Annotated in this window: 18 protein-coding genes; 9 read left to right on the plus strand and 9 right to left on the minus strand. The window is 50.9% G+C overall.

Going from position 1 to position 16,965, the window contains the following annotated elements; genetic code table 11:
* Positions 1 to 336: 336 nt before the first annotated feature.
* The 3 genes from thiI to pomA form a co-directional block, all read right to left on the minus strand.
* The gene (gene thiI, locus LGV68_RS07005; protein WP_020328089.1) at positions 337 to 1,785 is read right to left on the minus strand and encodes a tRNA uracil 4-sulfurtransferase ThiI; all 1,449 of its coding nucleotides are present in this window, start codon (positions 1,783 to 1,785) and stop codon (positions 337 to 339) included.
* Between the two features lie 163 nt (positions 1,786 to 1,948).
* Positions 1,949 to 2,914, minus strand: coding sequence for a flagellar motor protein MotB (locus LGV68_RS07010; protein ID WP_024374629.1), 966 nt, complete (start codon positions 2,912 to 2,914; stop codon positions 1,949 to 1,951).
* Between the two features lie 9 nt (positions 2,915 to 2,923).
* Positions 2,924 to 3,688, minus strand: a complete 765-nt coding sequence (pomA, locus tag LGV68_RS07015; RefSeq protein ID WP_020328091.1) for a flagellar motor protein PomA — start codon at positions 3,686 to 3,688, stop codon at positions 2,924 to 2,926.
* A 499-nt stretch (positions 3,689 to 4,187) separates the two neighbouring features.
* On the opposite strand from pomA, the gene xseB reads away from it, so the two are divergent.
* From xseB to dxs, 3 genes are read left to right on the plus strand one after another with little or no spacing between them, the layout of a single operon-like run.
* Positions 4,188 to 4,430 carry an exodeoxyribonuclease VII small subunit gene (xseB, locus tag LGV68_RS07020; RefSeq protein ID WP_024374628.1) on the plus strand — a complete coding sequence of 81 codons (243 nt, stop codon included), beginning with the start codon at positions 4,188 to 4,190 and terminating at the stop codon, positions 4,428 to 4,430.
* A 21-nt stretch (positions 4,431 to 4,451) separates the two neighbouring features.
* Positions 4,452 to 5,336 carry a (2E,6E)-farnesyl diphosphate synthase gene (gene ispA, locus LGV68_RS07025; RefSeq protein ID WP_047463088.1) on the plus strand — a complete coding sequence of 295 codons (885 nt, stop codon included), beginning with the start codon at positions 4,452 to 4,454 and terminating at the stop codon, positions 5,334 to 5,336.
* Positions 5,337 to 5,356: 20 nt separating this feature from the next.
* Positions 5,357 to 7,222 carry a 1-deoxy-D-xylulose-5-phosphate synthase gene (gene dxs, locus LGV68_RS07030; RefSeq protein WP_055452215.1) on the plus strand — a complete coding sequence of 622 codons (1,866 nt, stop codon included), beginning with the start codon at positions 5,357 to 5,359 and terminating at the stop codon, positions 7,220 to 7,222.
* A gap of 69 nt (positions 7,223 to 7,291) precedes the next feature.
* Here the strand turns inward: dxs and truC are convergent, their stop codons facing one another.
* Entirely contained in the window at positions 7,292 to 8,023 is a 732-nt protein-coding gene (gene truC, locus LGV68_RS07035; protein ID WP_020328095.1) for a tRNA pseudouridine(65) synthase TruC, read from the minus strand.
* Entirely contained in the window at positions 8,023 to 8,334 is a 312-nt protein-coding gene (locus LGV68_RS07040) for a YqcC family protein (RefSeq protein ID WP_020328096.1), read from the minus strand. Before LGV68_RS07040 ends, truC begins: the two co-directional genes overlap by 1 nt.
* An 80-nt stretch (positions 8,335 to 8,414) precedes the next feature.
* Here LGV68_RS07040 and LGV68_RS07045 point away from each other — a divergent pair, with 80 nt between their 5' ends.
* Both LGV68_RS07045 and LGV68_RS07050 read left to right on the plus strand, forming a co-directional pair.
* On the plus strand, positions 8,415 to 9,452 hold the full coding sequence (locus LGV68_RS07045) for a DUF3549 family protein (protein WP_020328097.1): 1,038 nt from the start codon (positions 8,415 to 8,417) through the stop codon (positions 9,450 to 9,452).
* 5 nt (positions 9,453 to 9,457) lie between these two features.
* Positions 9,458 to 9,760: a DUF3301 domain-containing protein gene (locus LGV68_RS07050; protein WP_020328098.1), complete on the plus strand. Its 303-nt coding sequence runs from the start codon at positions 9,458 to 9,460 to the stop codon at positions 9,758 to 9,760.
* On the opposite strand, the gene LGV68_RS07055 is transcribed toward LGV68_RS07050, so the two are convergent.
* Positions 9,717 to 10,244, minus strand: coding sequence for a GNAT family protein (locus LGV68_RS07055; RefSeq protein ID WP_020328099.1), 528 nt, complete (start codon positions 10,242 to 10,244; stop codon positions 9,717 to 9,719). The genes LGV68_RS07050 and LGV68_RS07055 overlap by 44 nt on opposite strands.
* Positions 10,245 to 11,089: 845 nt before the next feature.
* Between LGV68_RS07055 and LGV68_RS07060 the strand changes: the two genes are divergently transcribed.
* Both LGV68_RS07060 and LGV68_RS07065 read left to right on the plus strand, forming a co-directional pair.
* Entirely contained in the window at positions 11,090 to 11,380 is a 291-nt protein-coding gene (locus LGV68_RS07060) for a hypothetical protein (protein WP_020328101.1), read from the plus strand.
* Positions 11,380 to 11,841 carry a YaiI/YqxD family protein gene (locus LGV68_RS07065; RefSeq protein ID WP_024374112.1) on the plus strand — a complete coding sequence of 154 codons (462 nt, stop codon included), beginning with the start codon at positions 11,380 to 11,382 and terminating at the stop codon, positions 11,839 to 11,841. The genes LGV68_RS07060 and LGV68_RS07065 overlap by 1 nt, the downstream gene beginning before the upstream one ends.
* Positions 11,842 to 11,891: 50 nt before the next feature.
* On the opposite strand, the gene LGV68_RS07070 is transcribed toward LGV68_RS07065, so the two are convergent.
* The 3 genes from LGV68_RS07070 to LGV68_RS07080 all read right to left on the minus strand — a co-directional run bounded on the left by LGV68_RS07070 (position 11,892) and on the right by LGV68_RS07080 (position 14,084).
* The gene (locus LGV68_RS07070; RefSeq protein ID WP_020328103.1) at positions 11,892 to 13,478 is read right to left on the minus strand and encodes an AbgT family transporter; all 1,587 of its coding nucleotides are present in this window, start codon (positions 13,476 to 13,478) and stop codon (positions 11,892 to 11,894) included.
* A 222-nt stretch (positions 13,479 to 13,700) separates the two neighbouring features.
* The gene (ykgO, locus tag LGV68_RS07075; protein WP_222759030.1) at positions 13,701 to 13,826 is read right to left on the minus strand and encodes a type B 50S ribosomal protein L36; all 126 of its coding nucleotides are present in this window, start codon (positions 13,824 to 13,826) and stop codon (positions 13,701 to 13,703) included.
* Complete coding sequence (locus LGV68_RS07080; RefSeq protein WP_158151420.1) at positions 13,827 to 14,084, minus strand: type B 50S ribosomal protein L31; 258 nt, start codon at positions 14,082 to 14,084, stop codon at positions 13,827 to 13,829.
* 245 nt (positions 14,085 to 14,329) lie between these two features.
* Here LGV68_RS07080 and tsaA point away from each other — a divergent pair, with 245 nt between their 5' ends.
* Together tsaA and LGV68_RS07090 are read left to right on the plus strand one after the other, a co-directional pair.
* Entirely contained in the window at positions 14,330 to 15,025 is a 696-nt protein-coding gene (gene tsaA, locus LGV68_RS07085; protein WP_055452220.1) for a tRNA (N6-threonylcarbamoyladenosine(37)-N6)-methyltransferase TrmO, read from the plus strand.
* A gap of 146 nt (positions 15,026 to 15,171) precedes the next feature.
* A complete protein-coding gene (locus LGV68_RS07090) occupies positions 15,172 to 16,887 on the plus strand; it encodes a proline--tRNA ligase (RefSeq protein WP_020328106.1) in 1,716 nt (571 codons plus the stop codon).
* Positions 16,888 to 16,965 lie beyond the last annotated feature (78 nt).

A 16,965-nucleotide genomic window follows, 5' to 3' on the forward strand; every position in this document is an offset into this window, starting at 1 on the left:
TCTCTTTAGAATCAATGGGCTTAGTTGTTGCGATGTTGTGTTTGCAAACTCGATTTTCGAGTTAGGTAGATTTCTACCACCTGTTTTGTGCAGTTATCCCCTGCCGCAAAACATATACTTCCTGTATTTATTTTTTGACCTGTCTGTCAAATTATTTAGCACCGCCTCAGGGCGGTGTTTTTTTATGCCTGCGATTTGTGCCGTGACCTTGCTTCCAGTGTCGATAAACCCGCGCCTAGTGTGTAACAAAAGGTAAATAAATCTAATGCTGCGTCGAGGCGAAAAAAAACGCAAACCGACCAGCGATTTGCGTTTCTCTTTTATCTACCGACAGTGTTACGGGCGGTAAACTTTAATATTGTCGAAACCCTGTTCTTTCAGGTACAGCGCTTGCAGTCGGCTCATCACACCGCGTTCGCAGTACAACAGGTAAGTCTTAGACTGGTCCAGATCGCCAAACTGAGTCGCCAGTTTGTAGAACGGCAGGTGTTTGACTTCCACGCCTTCAAGCTCCAGCGGTTTCTCATCTTCTTCATCCGGACTACGGATATCCAGCACAACCGCGTGCTCCTGAACCGCCGTAACCAGCTCCACTTCCGGCGCTTGCTGCTGCGACTCTTTTTCGATGTCACGAATGTCCATCTGACGCGCGTCGTATATCACTTTATCCAGAATCGAGAAGTCGAACTTGGCTTCTTCCGCTTCCAGTTTAGCTTTGACGGCTTTCACGGTCGGACTCTTCGAGATCACGCCGCAATATTCCGGCATGGTCTTGGCAAAGTCTTCCGTACCGATCTCACGAGCCAGACTGATGATATCGTCTTTGTCCCAGTTGATCAGCGGACGCAGAATCAGCGTATCAGTTACATTATCGATGTGGCGCAGGTTAGTCAGAGTCTGGCTGGATACCTGACCCAGCGCTTCACCCGTCACCAGTGCCTGAATGCCGAATTTCTCTGCAATCTGGCCTGCCGCACGCATGAACATGCGTTTTAGGATCACGCCCATCTGGCCATCGTCAACTTTCTCCAGAATTTCTGCCACCACAGGCTCGAAATCCACTGAGATAAAACGCACTTTGGCTGAAGAACCGTATTTGTGCCACAGGTAGTAAGCCACCTGTTTTACGCCGATTTCGTGTGCCGGACCGCCCAGGTTGAAGAAGCAGTAATGCACTTTTGAACCACGTTTGATGTGCAGGTAGCTGGAGACACCCGAGTCAAAACCACCAGAAATCAGGCTCAGCACATCTTCCTGCGTACCCAGAGGGAAACCGCCTAAGCCTTTATGGCGAGCGATAACCTGATTCAGCAGACCATCGTTGATTTCCACATTTATGGTCACATCTGGATTTTTCAGACGCACTTTGGCGCTTTCCACCGCTTGGTTCAGGCCGCCGCCAACGTAACGTTCCAGCTCAATCGAAGTGAACTCATGCTTACCACGACGTTTAGCGCGCACCACGAAGGTTTTGCCTTCAATCAGATGACGGCTTTGCAACAGCACTTGCTCGTAAATATCGTGCAGATCTTTGAATTCCGATTGCTTCACTTCCAGCACTTGTTGAATGCCCGGAGTGGTCTTCAGAATTTCCAGTGTTTCCGCAAAGAAATCACTGCTGTTCGCTGACACTTCAATATGATCGCGACGGTTGAATACCGCCACACCAGTGGTACGGCTCTTGATGATATTGCGAATATTGCTTTCAAGAATTTTAGTGAAGCGCTTACGCACCGATTCACTTTTAATGAAAATTTCTGGATGGGGCTTAACTATAAATTTCATAAGGTTATTCGCAATTTGATTTGAACATTCACTGGCAGGCACGACTGTGTGGCGCTCAGCACCGCTAAGGGGGCGGGATTATACACGATCTCTCGCCACAGAGAAAAGCTTATGAAAAAGGCAAGCGGGTTAGCTTGCCTTTGTGAGCGGACTCTATGTCGCGTTATTGGTTGGTCGCGGGCTGTGCCGACGGGACTTCATCGCTGTAGAGCGGCTCCCCCTGCATGATGCTGATTTCTACCCGGCGGTTACGAGCGCGCTCGGCTTCAGTGTCGTTCGGCCCCAACGGATCCGTATCGGCCATACCGCGTACTTGCAGGCGTTGGTGGTTGAAGCCTTTCACTTTTTCCATCTCCTGCGCCACCGACACCGCGCGCTGCGCGGACAAATCCCAGTTCGAACGATACAGCTCAGAATCAATACGCTGATTGTCGGTGTGGCCAGACACTCGGACAATGCCCGGAACATCTTTGACCAAATCGGCAATCTGGCGTACCAGCGGACGGAATTTCGGTTGCAGGAAGGCGGAACCTTCAGGGAATGCTCCCTTCTCGCGAATTCGGATAACGATCTGCTGTCCGAGGTTTTCCACTTCAATCGCACCCTGCTCGATTTCTCGTTGCAGCGCTTTCTTAATGCTTTCCAGTACCGTTTCCATCTCTTCTGACATCGCCTGAGACTGCGCTTGCTGCTGTTGCTGCTGCGCTTCGGTGTTCTGGTTATTTTGCGTGGACGTTTCCGGAGACTGACCACCGGTCAACTGGCCAGCATCACGCTGGGTACCGCCGGCACGATCAGAGTCACCTTCGTGAAACTCCAGCGTTTGCTGGGTGATGTCCATAGTTTGCTGCATGATGACATCAATCGGCGTCGGCTCAGGACGCCCGGGACGAAACTCCTGCGCGATGATGCTGGTCCCTTTCGGAATGTCTTTCACTTCGAGACGGTTTTGCACACCAAAGGCAAATTTCATTGAGCCGGCGATCTGCTTGAACTTCAGTACGTCCATTTCCGAAAACGAAAGCAGCAGTACGAAGAAGCACATCAGGAGTGACATCAGGTCAGCAAAGGTCCCCAGCCAAGCCGGAAGCCCAGGAGGCGGACATTTGCACTTTTGCTCTTCCATCATTCACTCCGCTTATTCTTTGTCGACATCAAGCGCGCGCTTACCTTCATTGAGGTAGTTTTTCAGGTAGCTGTCAATCACACGCGGGTTCTGGCCATCCTGAATGGCCAACACGCCATCCATAATCAAACGGCGGTTGAGCGTTTCTTGTTCACGGCGCAGCGACAGTTTGTCGGCAATCGGGAAAAACACCATGTTAGAGAGAATCGCACCGTACAGCGTGGTCAACAAAGCCACCGCCATGGCCGGACCGATCGATTTCGGGTCGTCCATGTTGGACAACATCGCCACCAGACCAACCAGTGTACCGATCATCCCCATCGCCGGAGCTACATCACCAAACGCGCGGAACACGCCCGTGCCGGCCTCATGACGTTCGTCAGTCAGGGCAATATCTTTTTGCAGCGTGGCACGCACCACATCGGCATCGTGGCCATCCACCAGCAGATCAATGCCTTTCTGCATAAATGAGTTGGAGATCTCCATCTCTTCCAGAGCCAGAAAACCACCTTTACGCGCTGCGTCAGCCATTTCCACGATCTTCGCGATCAGGTCTTCTGGCTCATCGGCTTTAAACATGAACGCTTTGCCGGCAATTTTGGCGGCACCGAAGAACTGACCCATCGTAAATTTCATTAATACGACGAACAGCGAACCACCCACTACGATCAGAATAGAGGTGACATCGACGAACATCATAATGCTGCCGCCCAAGACCATCGCCATGACGACAAATGCTAAGCCACCAATCAGACCTATCAGCGTTGCTAAATCCACGAAGCGCTCCTCTGCTGTTCATTCGCGATTAGAGATTACTCTCGTTATCGGCAAGAGAATAAATTCTTTAACTTTTTTCTCAGGAAGTGTGGCACCATACCACGCTCTTCCCTGTCTGTGATGACAAGATTATTTATCATTGTTACGTCCGCACGTCCTCTATGTTGCTGAGTTATTGTTCATTTTCTCAGGATTGAGCGACGCTTTCGCCACTGCCACTCGTCTTGAGTCGACAATTTGCGCAAAAATCTGCTTGAAACGGCGGCACGCCCTACCGGGCAGTGATATGCTTTTCCCAGTGTATACTCAAATCCGGCTAAGATGCACCTGCGGGCAGCACAGAAATCCAAGCCAAGTTTCAGACTCCGGTGCCATTTTTGCTTTTCGGTCTCGGCATCCGCTAAAAAGCGTTGTATTTCTGACAAAATTGCTTGGTTAAATTTGACCATCACAACGCCCTAAGGTAACTTTCGTGCATCTTTCCCAAGGCAAAATGATTATGGCGAGCAAGAAACCTGAAAACATGTCCTTCGAAGCAACCATTCAGGAGTTAGATGAACTGGTTGATCAACTGGAAAACGGTGATTTGGCGTTAGATGAAGCCCTCAAAAAATTTGAGCGCGGCATTGCTCTGGCTCGCTCCGGACAAACTAAGCTCGACGAAGCCGAACAGCGCGTCAGCATTCTGCTCAGCAACAGCGACGAAGCGCCGCTGAGTGACTTTACCGATTTGCCTGAATAAACGAAGACTAAAGAGTGCCCTATGATTGAGGCTCTATCCTCTTTTCAACAAAGAAATAATGAGCAGCTTGACCTGTGGTTAAACCGTCTGCCGAACCAGACTCTGCCGCTGATTGACGCGATGCGTTACGGTTTGCTGCTGGGCGGCAAACGCGCTCGTCCTTATCTGGTTTACATCACCGGACAAATGCTGGGCTGTGAGCCGAGTGATTTGGACACTCCCGCTTCCGCGATTGAGTGTATTCACGCCTACTCACTGATTCATGACGACTTACCCGCAATGGACGACGACGAGTTACGTCGCGGCAAACCAACCTGCCACATTAAGTTTGATGAAGCGACCGCAATTCTGACCGGTGATGCGATGCAAACGCTGGCGTTTACCATTCTCGCAGAAGGCTCACTGTCTGCCGCTGGTGAAGTGAACCGCGTAAAAATGATTCAGGCACTGGCAGAAGCGTCTGGCGCTCAGGGCATGTGTCTGGGTCAGGCATTAGATTTGGCGGCCGAGAACCGCATGGTGACACTGGAAGAGCTGGAAAACATCCACCGCAATAAAACCGGCGCACTGATGCGCTGCGCTATCCGCATGGGAGCGATGGCGGCGGGTCAGAAAGGGCTGGATGTGCTGCCTCATCTCGATAAGTACGCAGATGCGGTCGGTCTGGCTTTCCAGGTTCAGGATGACATTCTCGATATCATCAGTGACACCGAAACGTTGGGCAAACCACAAGGTTCTGATCAACAACTCAATAAAAGTACCTATCCGGCTCTATTAGGTCTGGAAGGAGCAATGAATAAAGCTCAGGCGCTGCTTGAAGAAGCGCTTCAGGCACTGGAAGCGATTCCGTACAATACTGAGCATCTTGAAGAGTTCGCCCGATACGTCATCGAGCGCAAAAATTAACACTATAAGCGCGCATAACTATGACTCTTGATATTTCAAAATATCCGACACTGGCTCTGGCAAATACGCCGGATGAATTACGCAGCATGCCAAAAGAAGTGCTGCCGACGCTTTGTGATGAACTGAGAACCTATCTGCTGAACTCAGTCAGCCAATCCAGCGGCCATTTGGCTTCTGGCCTGGGCACTGTTGAGCTCACTGTTGCTTTGCATTACGTCTATAACACCCCATTTGACCAACTGATCTGGGACGTCGGCCATCAGGCTTACCCGCATAAAATTCTGACTGGCCGCCGTGAGCAGATGCCAACCATTCGTCAGAAAGGCGGCCTGCACCCGTTCCCTTGGCGTGAAGAGAGCGAATACGACACCTTGTCTGTTGGTCACTCGTCGACCTCAATCAGTGCGGCGTTGGGTATGGCCATTTGTGCGGGCAAAGAAGGCCAGAACCGTAAAGTGGTCAGCGTGATTGGCGACGGTGCGATTACCGCTGGTATGGCGTTTGAGGCGATGAACCACGCCGGCGACGTCCATCCAGACATGCTGGTGATACTGAACGACAACGAAATGTCGATTTCAGAAAACGTGGGCGCACTGAACAACCATCTGGCGCAGCTGCTGTCCGGTAATCTCTATACCTCGATTCGTGAAGGCGGCAAGAAAGTGCTGTCTGGCGTTCCGCCAATCAAAGAACTGGTTCGCCGCACCGAAGAGCACCTCAAAGGTATGGTGGTGCCGGGTACTCTGTTTGAAGAGCTGGGCTTTAATTACATCGGCCCGGTTGATGGCCATGACGTTCTGGAACTGACCAAAACGCTGAAAAACATGCGTGAACTGAAAGGTCCGCAGTTCCTGCACGTGATGACCAAAAAAGGTAAAGGCTATGAGCCGGCGGAGAAAGATCCGATTGGTTACCATGGCGTACCGAAATTCGATCCGAGCCACGACTCACTGCCAAAAAGCACCAGTACTAAGCCGACTTTCTCGAAGATTTTTGGCGACTTTTTGTGTGACATGGCCGCACAGGATCCTAAGCTGATGGCGATCACGCCGGCAATGCGCGAAGGCTCCGGCATGGTGCGTTTCTCGAAAGAGTACCCATCACAATACTTTGATGTGGCGATTGCAGAGCAGCACGCGGTGACGCTGGCAACTGGTATGGCGATCGCGGGTCATCAACCGATTGTCGCGATTTACTCCACCTTCCTGCAGCGTGGTTACGATCAACTGATCCACGATGTGGCGATCATGGACCTGCCAGTGATGTTTGCGATTGACCGTGCCGGTCTTGTCGGAGCGGACGGTCAGACTCACCAAGGTGCGTTTGACCTCAGCTTTATGCGCTGTATTCCGAACATGGTGATCATGGCACCGGCGGACGAAAATGAGTGTCGTCAGATGCTCTACACTGGCCACCAGCACCAAGGGCCAAGCGCTGTGCGTTACCCACGCGGTAACGGGATGGGGGTAACGATTGAAAGTGACTTCACGGCTCTGGAAATCGGCAAAGGCCGCATCATGCGCGAAGGTGAGAAAGTGGCGATTTTAAGTTTCGGTACTCTGCTGCCATACGCACTCGAAGCGGCGCAAGCACTCAACGCTACGGTGGCTGACATGCGTTTTGTCAAACCACTGGATGAAGCCCTGATTAGCGAACTGGCCAACACGCACGATGTGTTAGTGACGCTGGAAGAGAACGTGGTCGCTGGCGGCGCTGGCGCGGGTGTGGTGGAATTTATGATGAAACATAAACTCATCAAGCCAGTCCTCAATCTGGGTCTGCCGGATCGGTTTATTGCTCAGGGCACGCAAGAAGAGATGCACCACGAGCTGGGACTGGATGCGGCTGGCATTGAACGCGCGGTTCGTGACTACCTCGCCAAATAATGCGTCGGTGCACCAAATTGAAAAAGCCTTCTCAGTGAGAAGGCTTTTTTGTGTTGACTGGTCAGAGAATCAGACCGCAGGCTGAGGGTCATTCCACGCAAACTGCGCAAACAGGCGCTGCCAGATTGGGTCAAACCCGGCTCGCAGCACCAGCTCCTGTTCCGTGTAAGGATGGATAAAACGCAGCTCGCTGGCATGCAACATCAGACGCTGCGCGTCATACACCTCACGATACAGACGGTTGTGTTTGCCATCACCGTGAGTAGTATCACCGACAATCGGATGACGCAGATGCGCCATATGGCGACGCAGTTGATGTTTACGTCCGGTTTTGGGTTTCATTTCCATCAGGCAGTAACGCGTAGTGGGAAACTTACCCGTGGAATGCGGCACTTCGACTTTGGCCAATGGCTGATACGCCGTCACTGCTGACTGTGGCTCTTTATCCTGCTTGGCAAACTTGTCGGCGATTTTATCCAGCTCTTCTTTAAGCGGATAATCAAGTACATCCCCCTCTTCAATCCAGCCGCGCACGATCGCATGATAGGTTTTTTCCATCTCATGATTGGCAAACATCGGCATCATGTTGGCGGCAATCTCACTGGACAGTGCAAACACCAATACCCCGGAGGTCGGGCGATCGAGACGGTGCAACGGAAACACATGCTGACCAATCTGATCGCGCAGCGTCTGCATCACGAATTGGGTTTCATGCTTATCGAGCCAACTGCGATGCACCAACATGCCTGCTGGCTTGTTGACAGCCACGATGTACTCGTCCTGATAAATGATTTCCAGCATTACTGACACACCTTATCGATTCGATTTAAGACCAGCATCACCGCTGCAAATTCCTCGCGTTCTTTCCACACTTCTTCAAAATAGGGTGACAACAAAAAGCCGCTCGGCAAGGTCATCTGCTGCTCTATCATCTGCTGCATACGTGGCAGAAAAATCCACTGCAGCCACTCATGCGGCTCGAGTGTATCCAGCGCGAAAGGTTGCGTGCTTTGCAACGCATGCTCAGCGGGTGCAGCGGTTTGCCAGACACCGGATTGACGAAGTTCGTCTTCCAGTTGCTGCAATAACACGAAAAGTGTGGCGGCGGTCATTAATCTTTACTTCCTGGCCTTGAATTAGCGGCGAATGATACCATCTATTGAACAAAGAAAGTTAGGACCAATTTGCTCCCATGGATACCATTCATACTCTCAGCGCCCTGCTGAAAAACAGCGGCTGTCACTATCAGGTGTTTGACTTAGGCCGCCGCATTCAAGCCATTGATGTGGCTCAATTTGAACAGGTTGAACTCGGCTACCAGCCCTACCCTTATCCGCTGAAACGCACGGCGCATTTGGCCATTGTGTACTGGAACGAATCCAAACAGCCTTGGATCTGGTTTCTGAAATTCACGCTGGATGAGCGAGGATTACTGGCTCAGGCCGATGTCGGCCAGTTCATCAAATACGTGATTGAAGCCATGGGGACGCGCCTGAATCAGGAACTGAGCGACGAACAGCAACAAAAGCTGGCCAACAACCCTTACACGTTCAAACCCGCCGAAGACAAAATGGCCGTGTTCCACAGCCAGATCCGCGCCAATCTCGGCCTGCCATGCAGTCAGTATTATGAACACGCGCAGCACTACTTCGGCGGTGGCTTAGGCTGGGACAACTGGCAAACCGTTGGCCTGCAGGGGATCACGGATATCTGTGCCCGTCTGGGTCAGGAGCAAAATGGCGTCACGCTGCGTAAAGCGCTCCATCACCTTCCGGCTCAGCCGTTATACGCCTTGCTCGGCGCACTGGAACACATCCAATTGCCTGAGAAACTGGCCGCGCGAATTAAAGAGCTTGCTGATGCCGAGATGAACGCGCAAGAGCCGGATCTGTTTTTGCTTTCAGCGCTGGTGCGAGCCCTGTCCGGCGCGCCGGCTGCGATACAAAGTGACGTATTGGATACGGTGTTAAGCAGCCCGCGTCTGAGCCATCCGGAAGTGCTGATTGGTATTGCGGGTCGCAGCTGGTCAATGCTCAGCGACAGCGGTCGCGCACAGCGCTTTTTGCTGCGTTTGGCGCAAAGCGGTAATCAGTCGCTGTTCAACCAACTGTTTGCCGATTTAGTCATGCTGCCAGAACTGCGTATGGTACTGCTGCCGCTATTGCATACCAGCCCGTCACCAGAACTGGCGCAAGCACTGCTGAACCTGCAACAATCGACGAAAGGGTAAAGCGAATGATTGGCGACCTGCTCACTATCCTGCTGTTTTGCCTGGTGTGTTTTGCCTTCTGGCAGCAGCGTCGTCAGTCTGAACTGGCCAAGGCCCGAATCGCACGTAAGTGTGATGAACTGGATTTACAACTGCTCAGCGTGTCGTTTGGGCGCCATAAATGGAAAACGCCAGACAATCGCTGGCGTTGGCATACGGTGTACTATTTTGAGTTTTCAGCCCTCGGTGACGACTGTTATCAGGGCCATCTGATCATGCGCGGCTTTACGCCGCAGGCATTCCATGTGCCACCGCATCGAATGGTGTAGCCGTTTCCTCTTTCAACCAGGCAAATTCGTAATACGGACCAAACACATCTTCGTTGGTCCCCAGCAGATGAAAACCGAGCTTGTGAAGAATCGCTATCGAGGCGTAATGTTGCAGGTTGGCCGTCGCGACCACTTTTTCCAACCCGAGGCGTTGACACATCTTAGGAAAAAACGCCAGCAGCGCTTCGCTTGCCAGTCCTTGTCCCCAATATGCTTTATCGAAGATATAACCCAGCTCAGCATGGCCGTCTTCAACCTCGACAAACACATGTCCCATGTATTCACGATTGTAGTTGTCGAGCACCGCCATCGCATGCAGGGAAGGATCGTGCAGCACACGTTGAAAGAGTTGTTTTGCGGAGGCGACCGTTTTCGGGCCGTTCATTTGCGCGCGGTTTTTCGCACAGCAGTTGAGCATCAAAAAATCAGACTCAAATGATTCTGTGTAAGGAATAACAAGCGTTCTGCGTGTCACTATTGTCACGGACAATCCTTGTTTACAACAATTCCGAATGACCAAAAGGCCCTTTCCTAAGCACAGGAAAGAAGCCGAAAATTAAACCAACTGGGACGATATATCATTGATCTGGGTTGCGATTTATTTGTTATTTTACAAATTTATTAGCAGTAATCGCATCCTGTGAGCGCTGGACGCCAGGCAACCTGAAGAAGCCACGCATTGGGAGATTAAGAAAAGCCCCGATGCGCTGGGCATCGGGGCTTAAGTCTTACTCGCAGCAGTCCGGCTACTGATGATTGCTCCATGCATCATCCATAATAGTGACAGAATCCTTCTGCCTCTTCCTCGCATCGCCGTCCTAGCGGTGTCCGTTATTCCCTATTGCTAACACATCCCGGTTAGCGCACATCACTTGTTCCCTGAGCGGTGTCCTTGCCATCATCCTGATGGTGTTCCGACCTCATCCCGAGGTGTCCTGTGCATTCCTTGCCAGTTTACTCCGTGTAAACTGTCGATTCCGTTCGAAATCCTGTCTTCCGTGTGGCGATGTATCCGTTATCGCCATTTTCATCCTGAAGCCACCGTCCAGTGGTGAATCCAAATCCGTGTCAGTTCCCTTCCGACAGGGTTCAATTTACGCTGCTGCGCTTTTTTCGCAATGCCCGCTAAATAATTATTTTTGACCACAATTCAGACAATTAACAAAAAACATTTAAAATCATTAATTTAAATCGATTACATAGTGAATTTCCTGCAACAAAAATCCGTTCTCTTACACGTTTTGTGCGAGATCTCTTACAAAGCATTCCCTCTTTTGCTATCACTGAAATATCAGTAAGATCGACCCAGTCAAAGAAAAGGGACAAAAGATGCTCACTAAAGATATCACTCAGGAGCTGGAAGCTATTCTGACCAGCCTGCACAACGAAGGAAAAGAGCCCAGCGTAGCTCTGGTAAAAGCCCGTTTATCGACCTCGGTTCCGATGCCTGCGCTGATTACGGCGATTAAAAGCTGGAAAAGCGCCAACCGAGTACCAAAAATTGAGATTGCCGCCACATCGGCTAACGAAACTGATCGCATCAGCGTATTGGAACAACAGGTCGCCGATTTAACGCAGCGTTTGCAGGCACTGGAAGCAAAATTGGCAGGTCACGCATGATGAAGTTATGGGTTGATGCGGATGCGTGCCCGAAAGTTATTCGTGAAACTCTGGTCCGCGCCGCTGAGCGTACCGGTATTGAATGCATTTTTGTTGCCAACCACCTGGTGCCGGTCCCTAAACGCGATAACATCCGTAGCCTGCAAGTCGCCAGTGGGTTTGATGTGGCGGACAACGAAATCGTGCAGCGCGTAGCCGCCGGCGATCTGGTGATCACCTCGGATATTCCGCTGGCCGATGAAGTGATTGCCAAAGGCGCTCTGGCGCTCAGCCCACGCGGAGAGCTCTACACCACGGAAACCATCAAAGCGCGCCTGAATATCCGCGACTTTATGGATACCATGCGCGCGAGCGGCATTCAGACTGGCGGCCCTTCTGCACTCTCGCAGACCGAACGTCGTGAATTTGCCAATCACCTTGATCGCATTCTGGCTAAATTCCAGCAAAACCGACGCCCATAAAAAAACCTGCGCTAAGCGCAGGTTTTTCATTGTTCAACAGCATTTGATGCTTATGGCGTGTAGTACGTTGCCGCGCCAGGACCAACAGGCAGGCCAAAGACAAATACCCACACGTAGAACAGCAGGCTCCAACCAACAATGAACACCACCGAATACGGCAGCATGGTCGCGATCAGTGTACCAATGCCCAGATTCTTCATGTAGCGTGTGGCTACCGCCAGAATCAAGCCAAAGTAACTCATCATTGGCGTGATGATGTTCGTGGTCGAGTCACCGATACGGTACGCCGCCTGAATCACTTCTGGCGCATAGCCAACCAGCATCAGCATCGGAACGAAAATCGGTGCCGTAACCGCCCACTGAGCCGATGCCGAACCAATCATCAGGTTGATGAAACCACACATCAGAATGAAAGCGAAGAACAGCATCGGGCCAGTCAGACCAATGTTTTGCAGGAACTCAGCGCCCGCAACCGCAAACACCTGACCAAAGTTGGTCCATTTGAAGAACGCAACAAACTGGGCAGCAAAGAACACCAGGACGATGTACATGCCCATCGATGACATGGATTTTGCCATGGCATCAATCACGTCGCGGTCTGTTTTCATCGTGCCGACAATCTTGCCGTAGACAAAACCCGGAATCGCGAAGAAAACGAAGATGAACGCCACAATACTCTTCAGGAATGGAGAACCTGCGATCTGACCATCCGCCGAACGCAGAATGCCATCCGCCGGAACCACGGTCCAAGCCAACAAGGCACTCACAACAAGTACAGCCACACCCGCCCATTTGAGCGCTTTTTTCTCCAGCGCCGTCAGTGAGCCCATTTTGTCTTTCGACAGATCTTCAGAGGCTTCTTCGTCTTTGTATTCGCCCAGTTTCGGTTCAACGATTTTCTCGGTAACAAACGCACCCATCGCGGCGATAAAGAACGTCGACACGAACATGAAATACCAGTTCACCTCAGGACCAACAGTGTAGGTTGGGTCGATCATCTGCGCTGCGGTTTCGGTAATGCCCGAGAGCAGCGGATCCACAGTGCCGATCAGCAGGTTAGCGGAATAGCCACCGGATACGCCGGCAAACGCCGCCGCCAGACCAGCCAGCGGATGGCGGCCCAGAGAATGGAACAGCATCGCTGCCAGTGGGATCAGAACCACGTAACCCAGCTCGGAAGCCGTGTTAGAGATAATGCCAGCGAACACAACAGTAATGGTCACCATGCGCTGAGAAGCGCCCATCACCAGACCACGCATCGCGGCGGACAGCAGACCCGAATATTCAGCAATCGCAACACCCAGCATAGCGACCAGAACGGTACCCAGCGGTGCGAAGCCGACAAAGTTTTTCACCAGATTGGTGACGATCAGTTGCAGACCTTCAGCGTTGAGCAGGCTCACCACGTGAATCATACCATCCGCGGCACGACCACTGGCGCCTTCCGGACGCGGATCCATCACAGACATATCAAAGTAACCGGCAATGCCGGAAGCCAGCAGGATCGCTAAGCAGAACAGGGCAAAAAGTGTAATGGGATGGGGTAAAAGGTTCCCCAAATACTCAACACCATCTAAGAAGCGGGTAAAAAAGGACTTTTTTGGTGCTGGTTGGTTTATTGAAGCAGATGAACTCATCTGTTCCCTCCTTGTAGTAATTCCTGAGCATATGTGACAGAAATGTCAAAAGCTGGCGCAGAGTACTTGAGGGAGGGAACAAATAAAAATCGAAAATGTTACAAATGTTTTCAAAATCAGAATTATGTAACACTAACGTATTAAATGTTAGATTAAAAAACCACCAGTATTACATAAGATAAAATAATACCTAACCAACCCAATATCAGTGGCAACAATTACTTATCGTTGAACCGCTTTGAACCTCGGATTAGTTTTGCAAATTACGTACAACCGCCCGCGACGCTTTACGATTTGACAATCTGGATGGCGGTTTTTTGCGCATTTAAGTGAACTCAGTACCTTCATTTACTTCTCCTTTGCCCCAAAACGGGAAAAACGACGATTAAAGTTGGCCACACGACCTTCCTGCTGCATAACACGCTGTTTGCCGGTATAGAACGGATGCGACTTTGAAGAGACTTCAATCGTCACATAAGGGTACGTTTTCCCCTGCCATTCAACGGTGCGTTCGGTTTTCAACGTTGATCCAATAACAAAATAGTGATCAATACTGGTGTCATGAAATACCACTTCCCGATATTCCGGGTGAATACCTTCCCTCATTTGAGATCCCCTCTCTTAAATTGTTATGTTATAACATTTTAAATAATAGTAATTCTCACCAATGCCGTTTTGCAAGCGATTTATGGGCAGGAATGTGATATTTTTTGCCTATTCGTCATGACGCCAGCTAAGTCTTCATCGGAAACAAAGAGTTAGGATGGCGCATTGATCATTCCGATTTCATCATTGCTGATGAGGGTAAAGATTCGTCGTTCGCATCAGGGCGACAGTTTAAGTAGGAAACTATGCACACCATCGAACCGATTGCCGTTATCGAAAGTCCGTATAAAGAAAAGTTTGCCGTACCACGTCAGCCACGCTTAGTCCCGAGTGCGACCGCGCGGGTCAAACTACTGGGAGAAAGTAACTGCCCGGAAGCCGTGCGAGGCATCGAGCAGTTCAGCCACTTGTGGCTGCTATTTTTGTTTGATCAGAACCTGCAGGCTGGCTGGAAACCAACGGTTCGTCCGCCTCGCCTTGGTGGCAATGAGCGCATCGGTGTTCTGGCATCGCGCTCGACGTTTCGTCCGAATGGCATCGGAATGTCCGCGGTTAAATTACGTGGAGTCAGTAAACAGGGCGATCAGATCTATCTCGATCTGGGTAGTGTCGATCTGGTCGATGGCACGCCAATCATCGATATCAAACCCTACATTCCCTACTCCGATAGCATTGCTGATGCTCAGGGAGGCTACGCAGAAGCGGAACCCGAGCAAGCTGAAGTCACGTTTTCCGCAGCCGCACTCGAGACATTACAGCGCCTGCCAGATGGTCAGGTGCAACAGGCGGTCATTGGTGAAGTGCTGGCACAGGATCCGCGCCCGGCATATAAGAAAAACAAGCCGGATATGAAAGAATATGCGGTCAATTTGTACGATCTGAACGTCAAATTCATGGTCAACGGCAACTTAGTGACCGTCACCGCAATAGAACGCTTTTGACAAAAGCAATTGGCTGATATTATTAGCGGCTGATTTATTTTAGTCGCCACGTGCCACTTTACCTGCCTGTGATGCCGCCTTCATTGGTTGTGAACTCAGGGGAAAGTGTCGGCGATTCCTTAAAACTTTGAAAAACGGATACCTAAATGCGTACCAGTAAATATCTTCTTTCTACTCTGAAGGAGACTCCAAACGACGCAGAAGTTGTGAGCCATCAGCTCATGCTACGTGCGGGTATGATCCGTAAGCTAGCTTCAGGCCTATACACCTGGCTACCTACTGGTCTGCGCGTGCTGCGTAAAGTCGAAAACATCGTTCGTCAAGAAATCGATAATGCAGGTGCAATCGAAACTTTGATGCCCGTTGTTCAGCCGTTTGAACTATGGGAAGAGACAGGACGCAGCGAAAAGATGGGTCCTGAGCTGCTTCGCTTTACTGACCGTCACGTTCGTCCGTTTGTTCTTAGCCCGACTGCTGAAGAAGTGATCACTGCGCTGGTGCGCAATGAAGTGAGCTCATACAAGCAGCTGCCGCTGAACCTGTATCAGATTCAAACTAAGTTCCGTGATGAACGTCGCCCTCGTTTCGGTGTGATGCGTGCACGTGAATTTTCGATGATGGACGCATACAGCTTCGACATCGACAAAGATGGTCTGCAAAAATCTTATGATGCAATGCACGCCGCTTACTGCAAAGCGTTTGACCGTATGGGTCTGGACTACCGTCCAGTGCTGGCAGACAGCGGTGCCATTGGTGGTAACGGTTCACAAGAATTCCACGTACTGGCTGAAAGTGGTGAAGACCTGATCGTTTTCTCAACTGAATCAGATTACGCAGCCAATATCGAAAAAGCAGAAGCGATTGCTCCTGCCGCAGAAGCCGCAGCGCCAACGCAGGAAATGACTCTGGTTGATACGCCAAACGCGAAAACCATCGCGGAACTGGTGGAGCAACACGGTCTGCCAATCGAGAAAACCATTAAAACTCTGTTTGTGAAAGCCTCTGACGAGATCGACGCGCCTATCGTTGCGCTGCTGGTCCGTGGCGATCACGAACTGAACGAAATCAAAGCAGAAAATCTGCCAGAAGTGGCATCGCCACTGGAAATGGCCGGCGAAGAAGAAATTCGCGCGCTGATCGGCGCAGGCCCTGGTTCTCTGGGTCCTGTTGGCCTGCAACTGCCATTCATCGTTGACCGCACTGTGGCCGTGATGAGTGATTTCGGCGCAGGTGCGAACATCGATGGTAAACACTACTTCGGTATCAACTGGGGTCGTGACGTTGAACTGGGTAAAGTGGCAGACCTGCGTAACGTGGTAGAAGGCGATCCTAGCCCATGTGGCAAAGGTACCCTGATGCTAAAACGTGGTATCGAAGTGGGTCACATCTTCCAACTGGGTACCAACTACTCAGAGAAAATGAACTGTAGCGTTCTGGGTCCAGACGGCAAAAACGTCATTCTGGAAATGGGCTGTTACGGTATCGGTGTTTCTCGTGTGGTGGCCGCTGCCATTGAACAGAACAACGACCAGTACGGCATCATCTGGCCTGATGCGATTGCACCGTTCCAGGTTGCGATCGTACCGATGAACATGCACAAATCAGAGCGCGTTCAGCAAGCAGCAGAAAAACTGTACGCGGAATTGAGCGCTGCAGGTATCGACGTACTGTTTGATGACCGTAAAGAGCGTCCGGGCGTAATGTTCTCTGACATGGAACTGATTGGTGTGCCACACACGATCGTTATTGGCGATCGCAGCATGGACGAAGGCAACTTCGAGTATAAAAACCGCCGCAGCGGTGAGAAGACTTCGATTGCCATCGACCAGATCGTTGAACACATCAAAGCACAAATGGCTTAATCGCCAACTGAGTTTGAAAAGCTGCCTTCGGGCAGCTTTTTTTATGCAATTAATCCTCAGTTCATGTTGTGCTTCTTA

It is taken from the genome of Vibrio sp. LQ2 (genome assembly GCF_023920125.1).
Lineage (GTDB): Bacteria > Pseudomonadota > Gammaproteobacteria > Enterobacterales > Vibrionaceae > Vibrio > Vibrio fluvialis.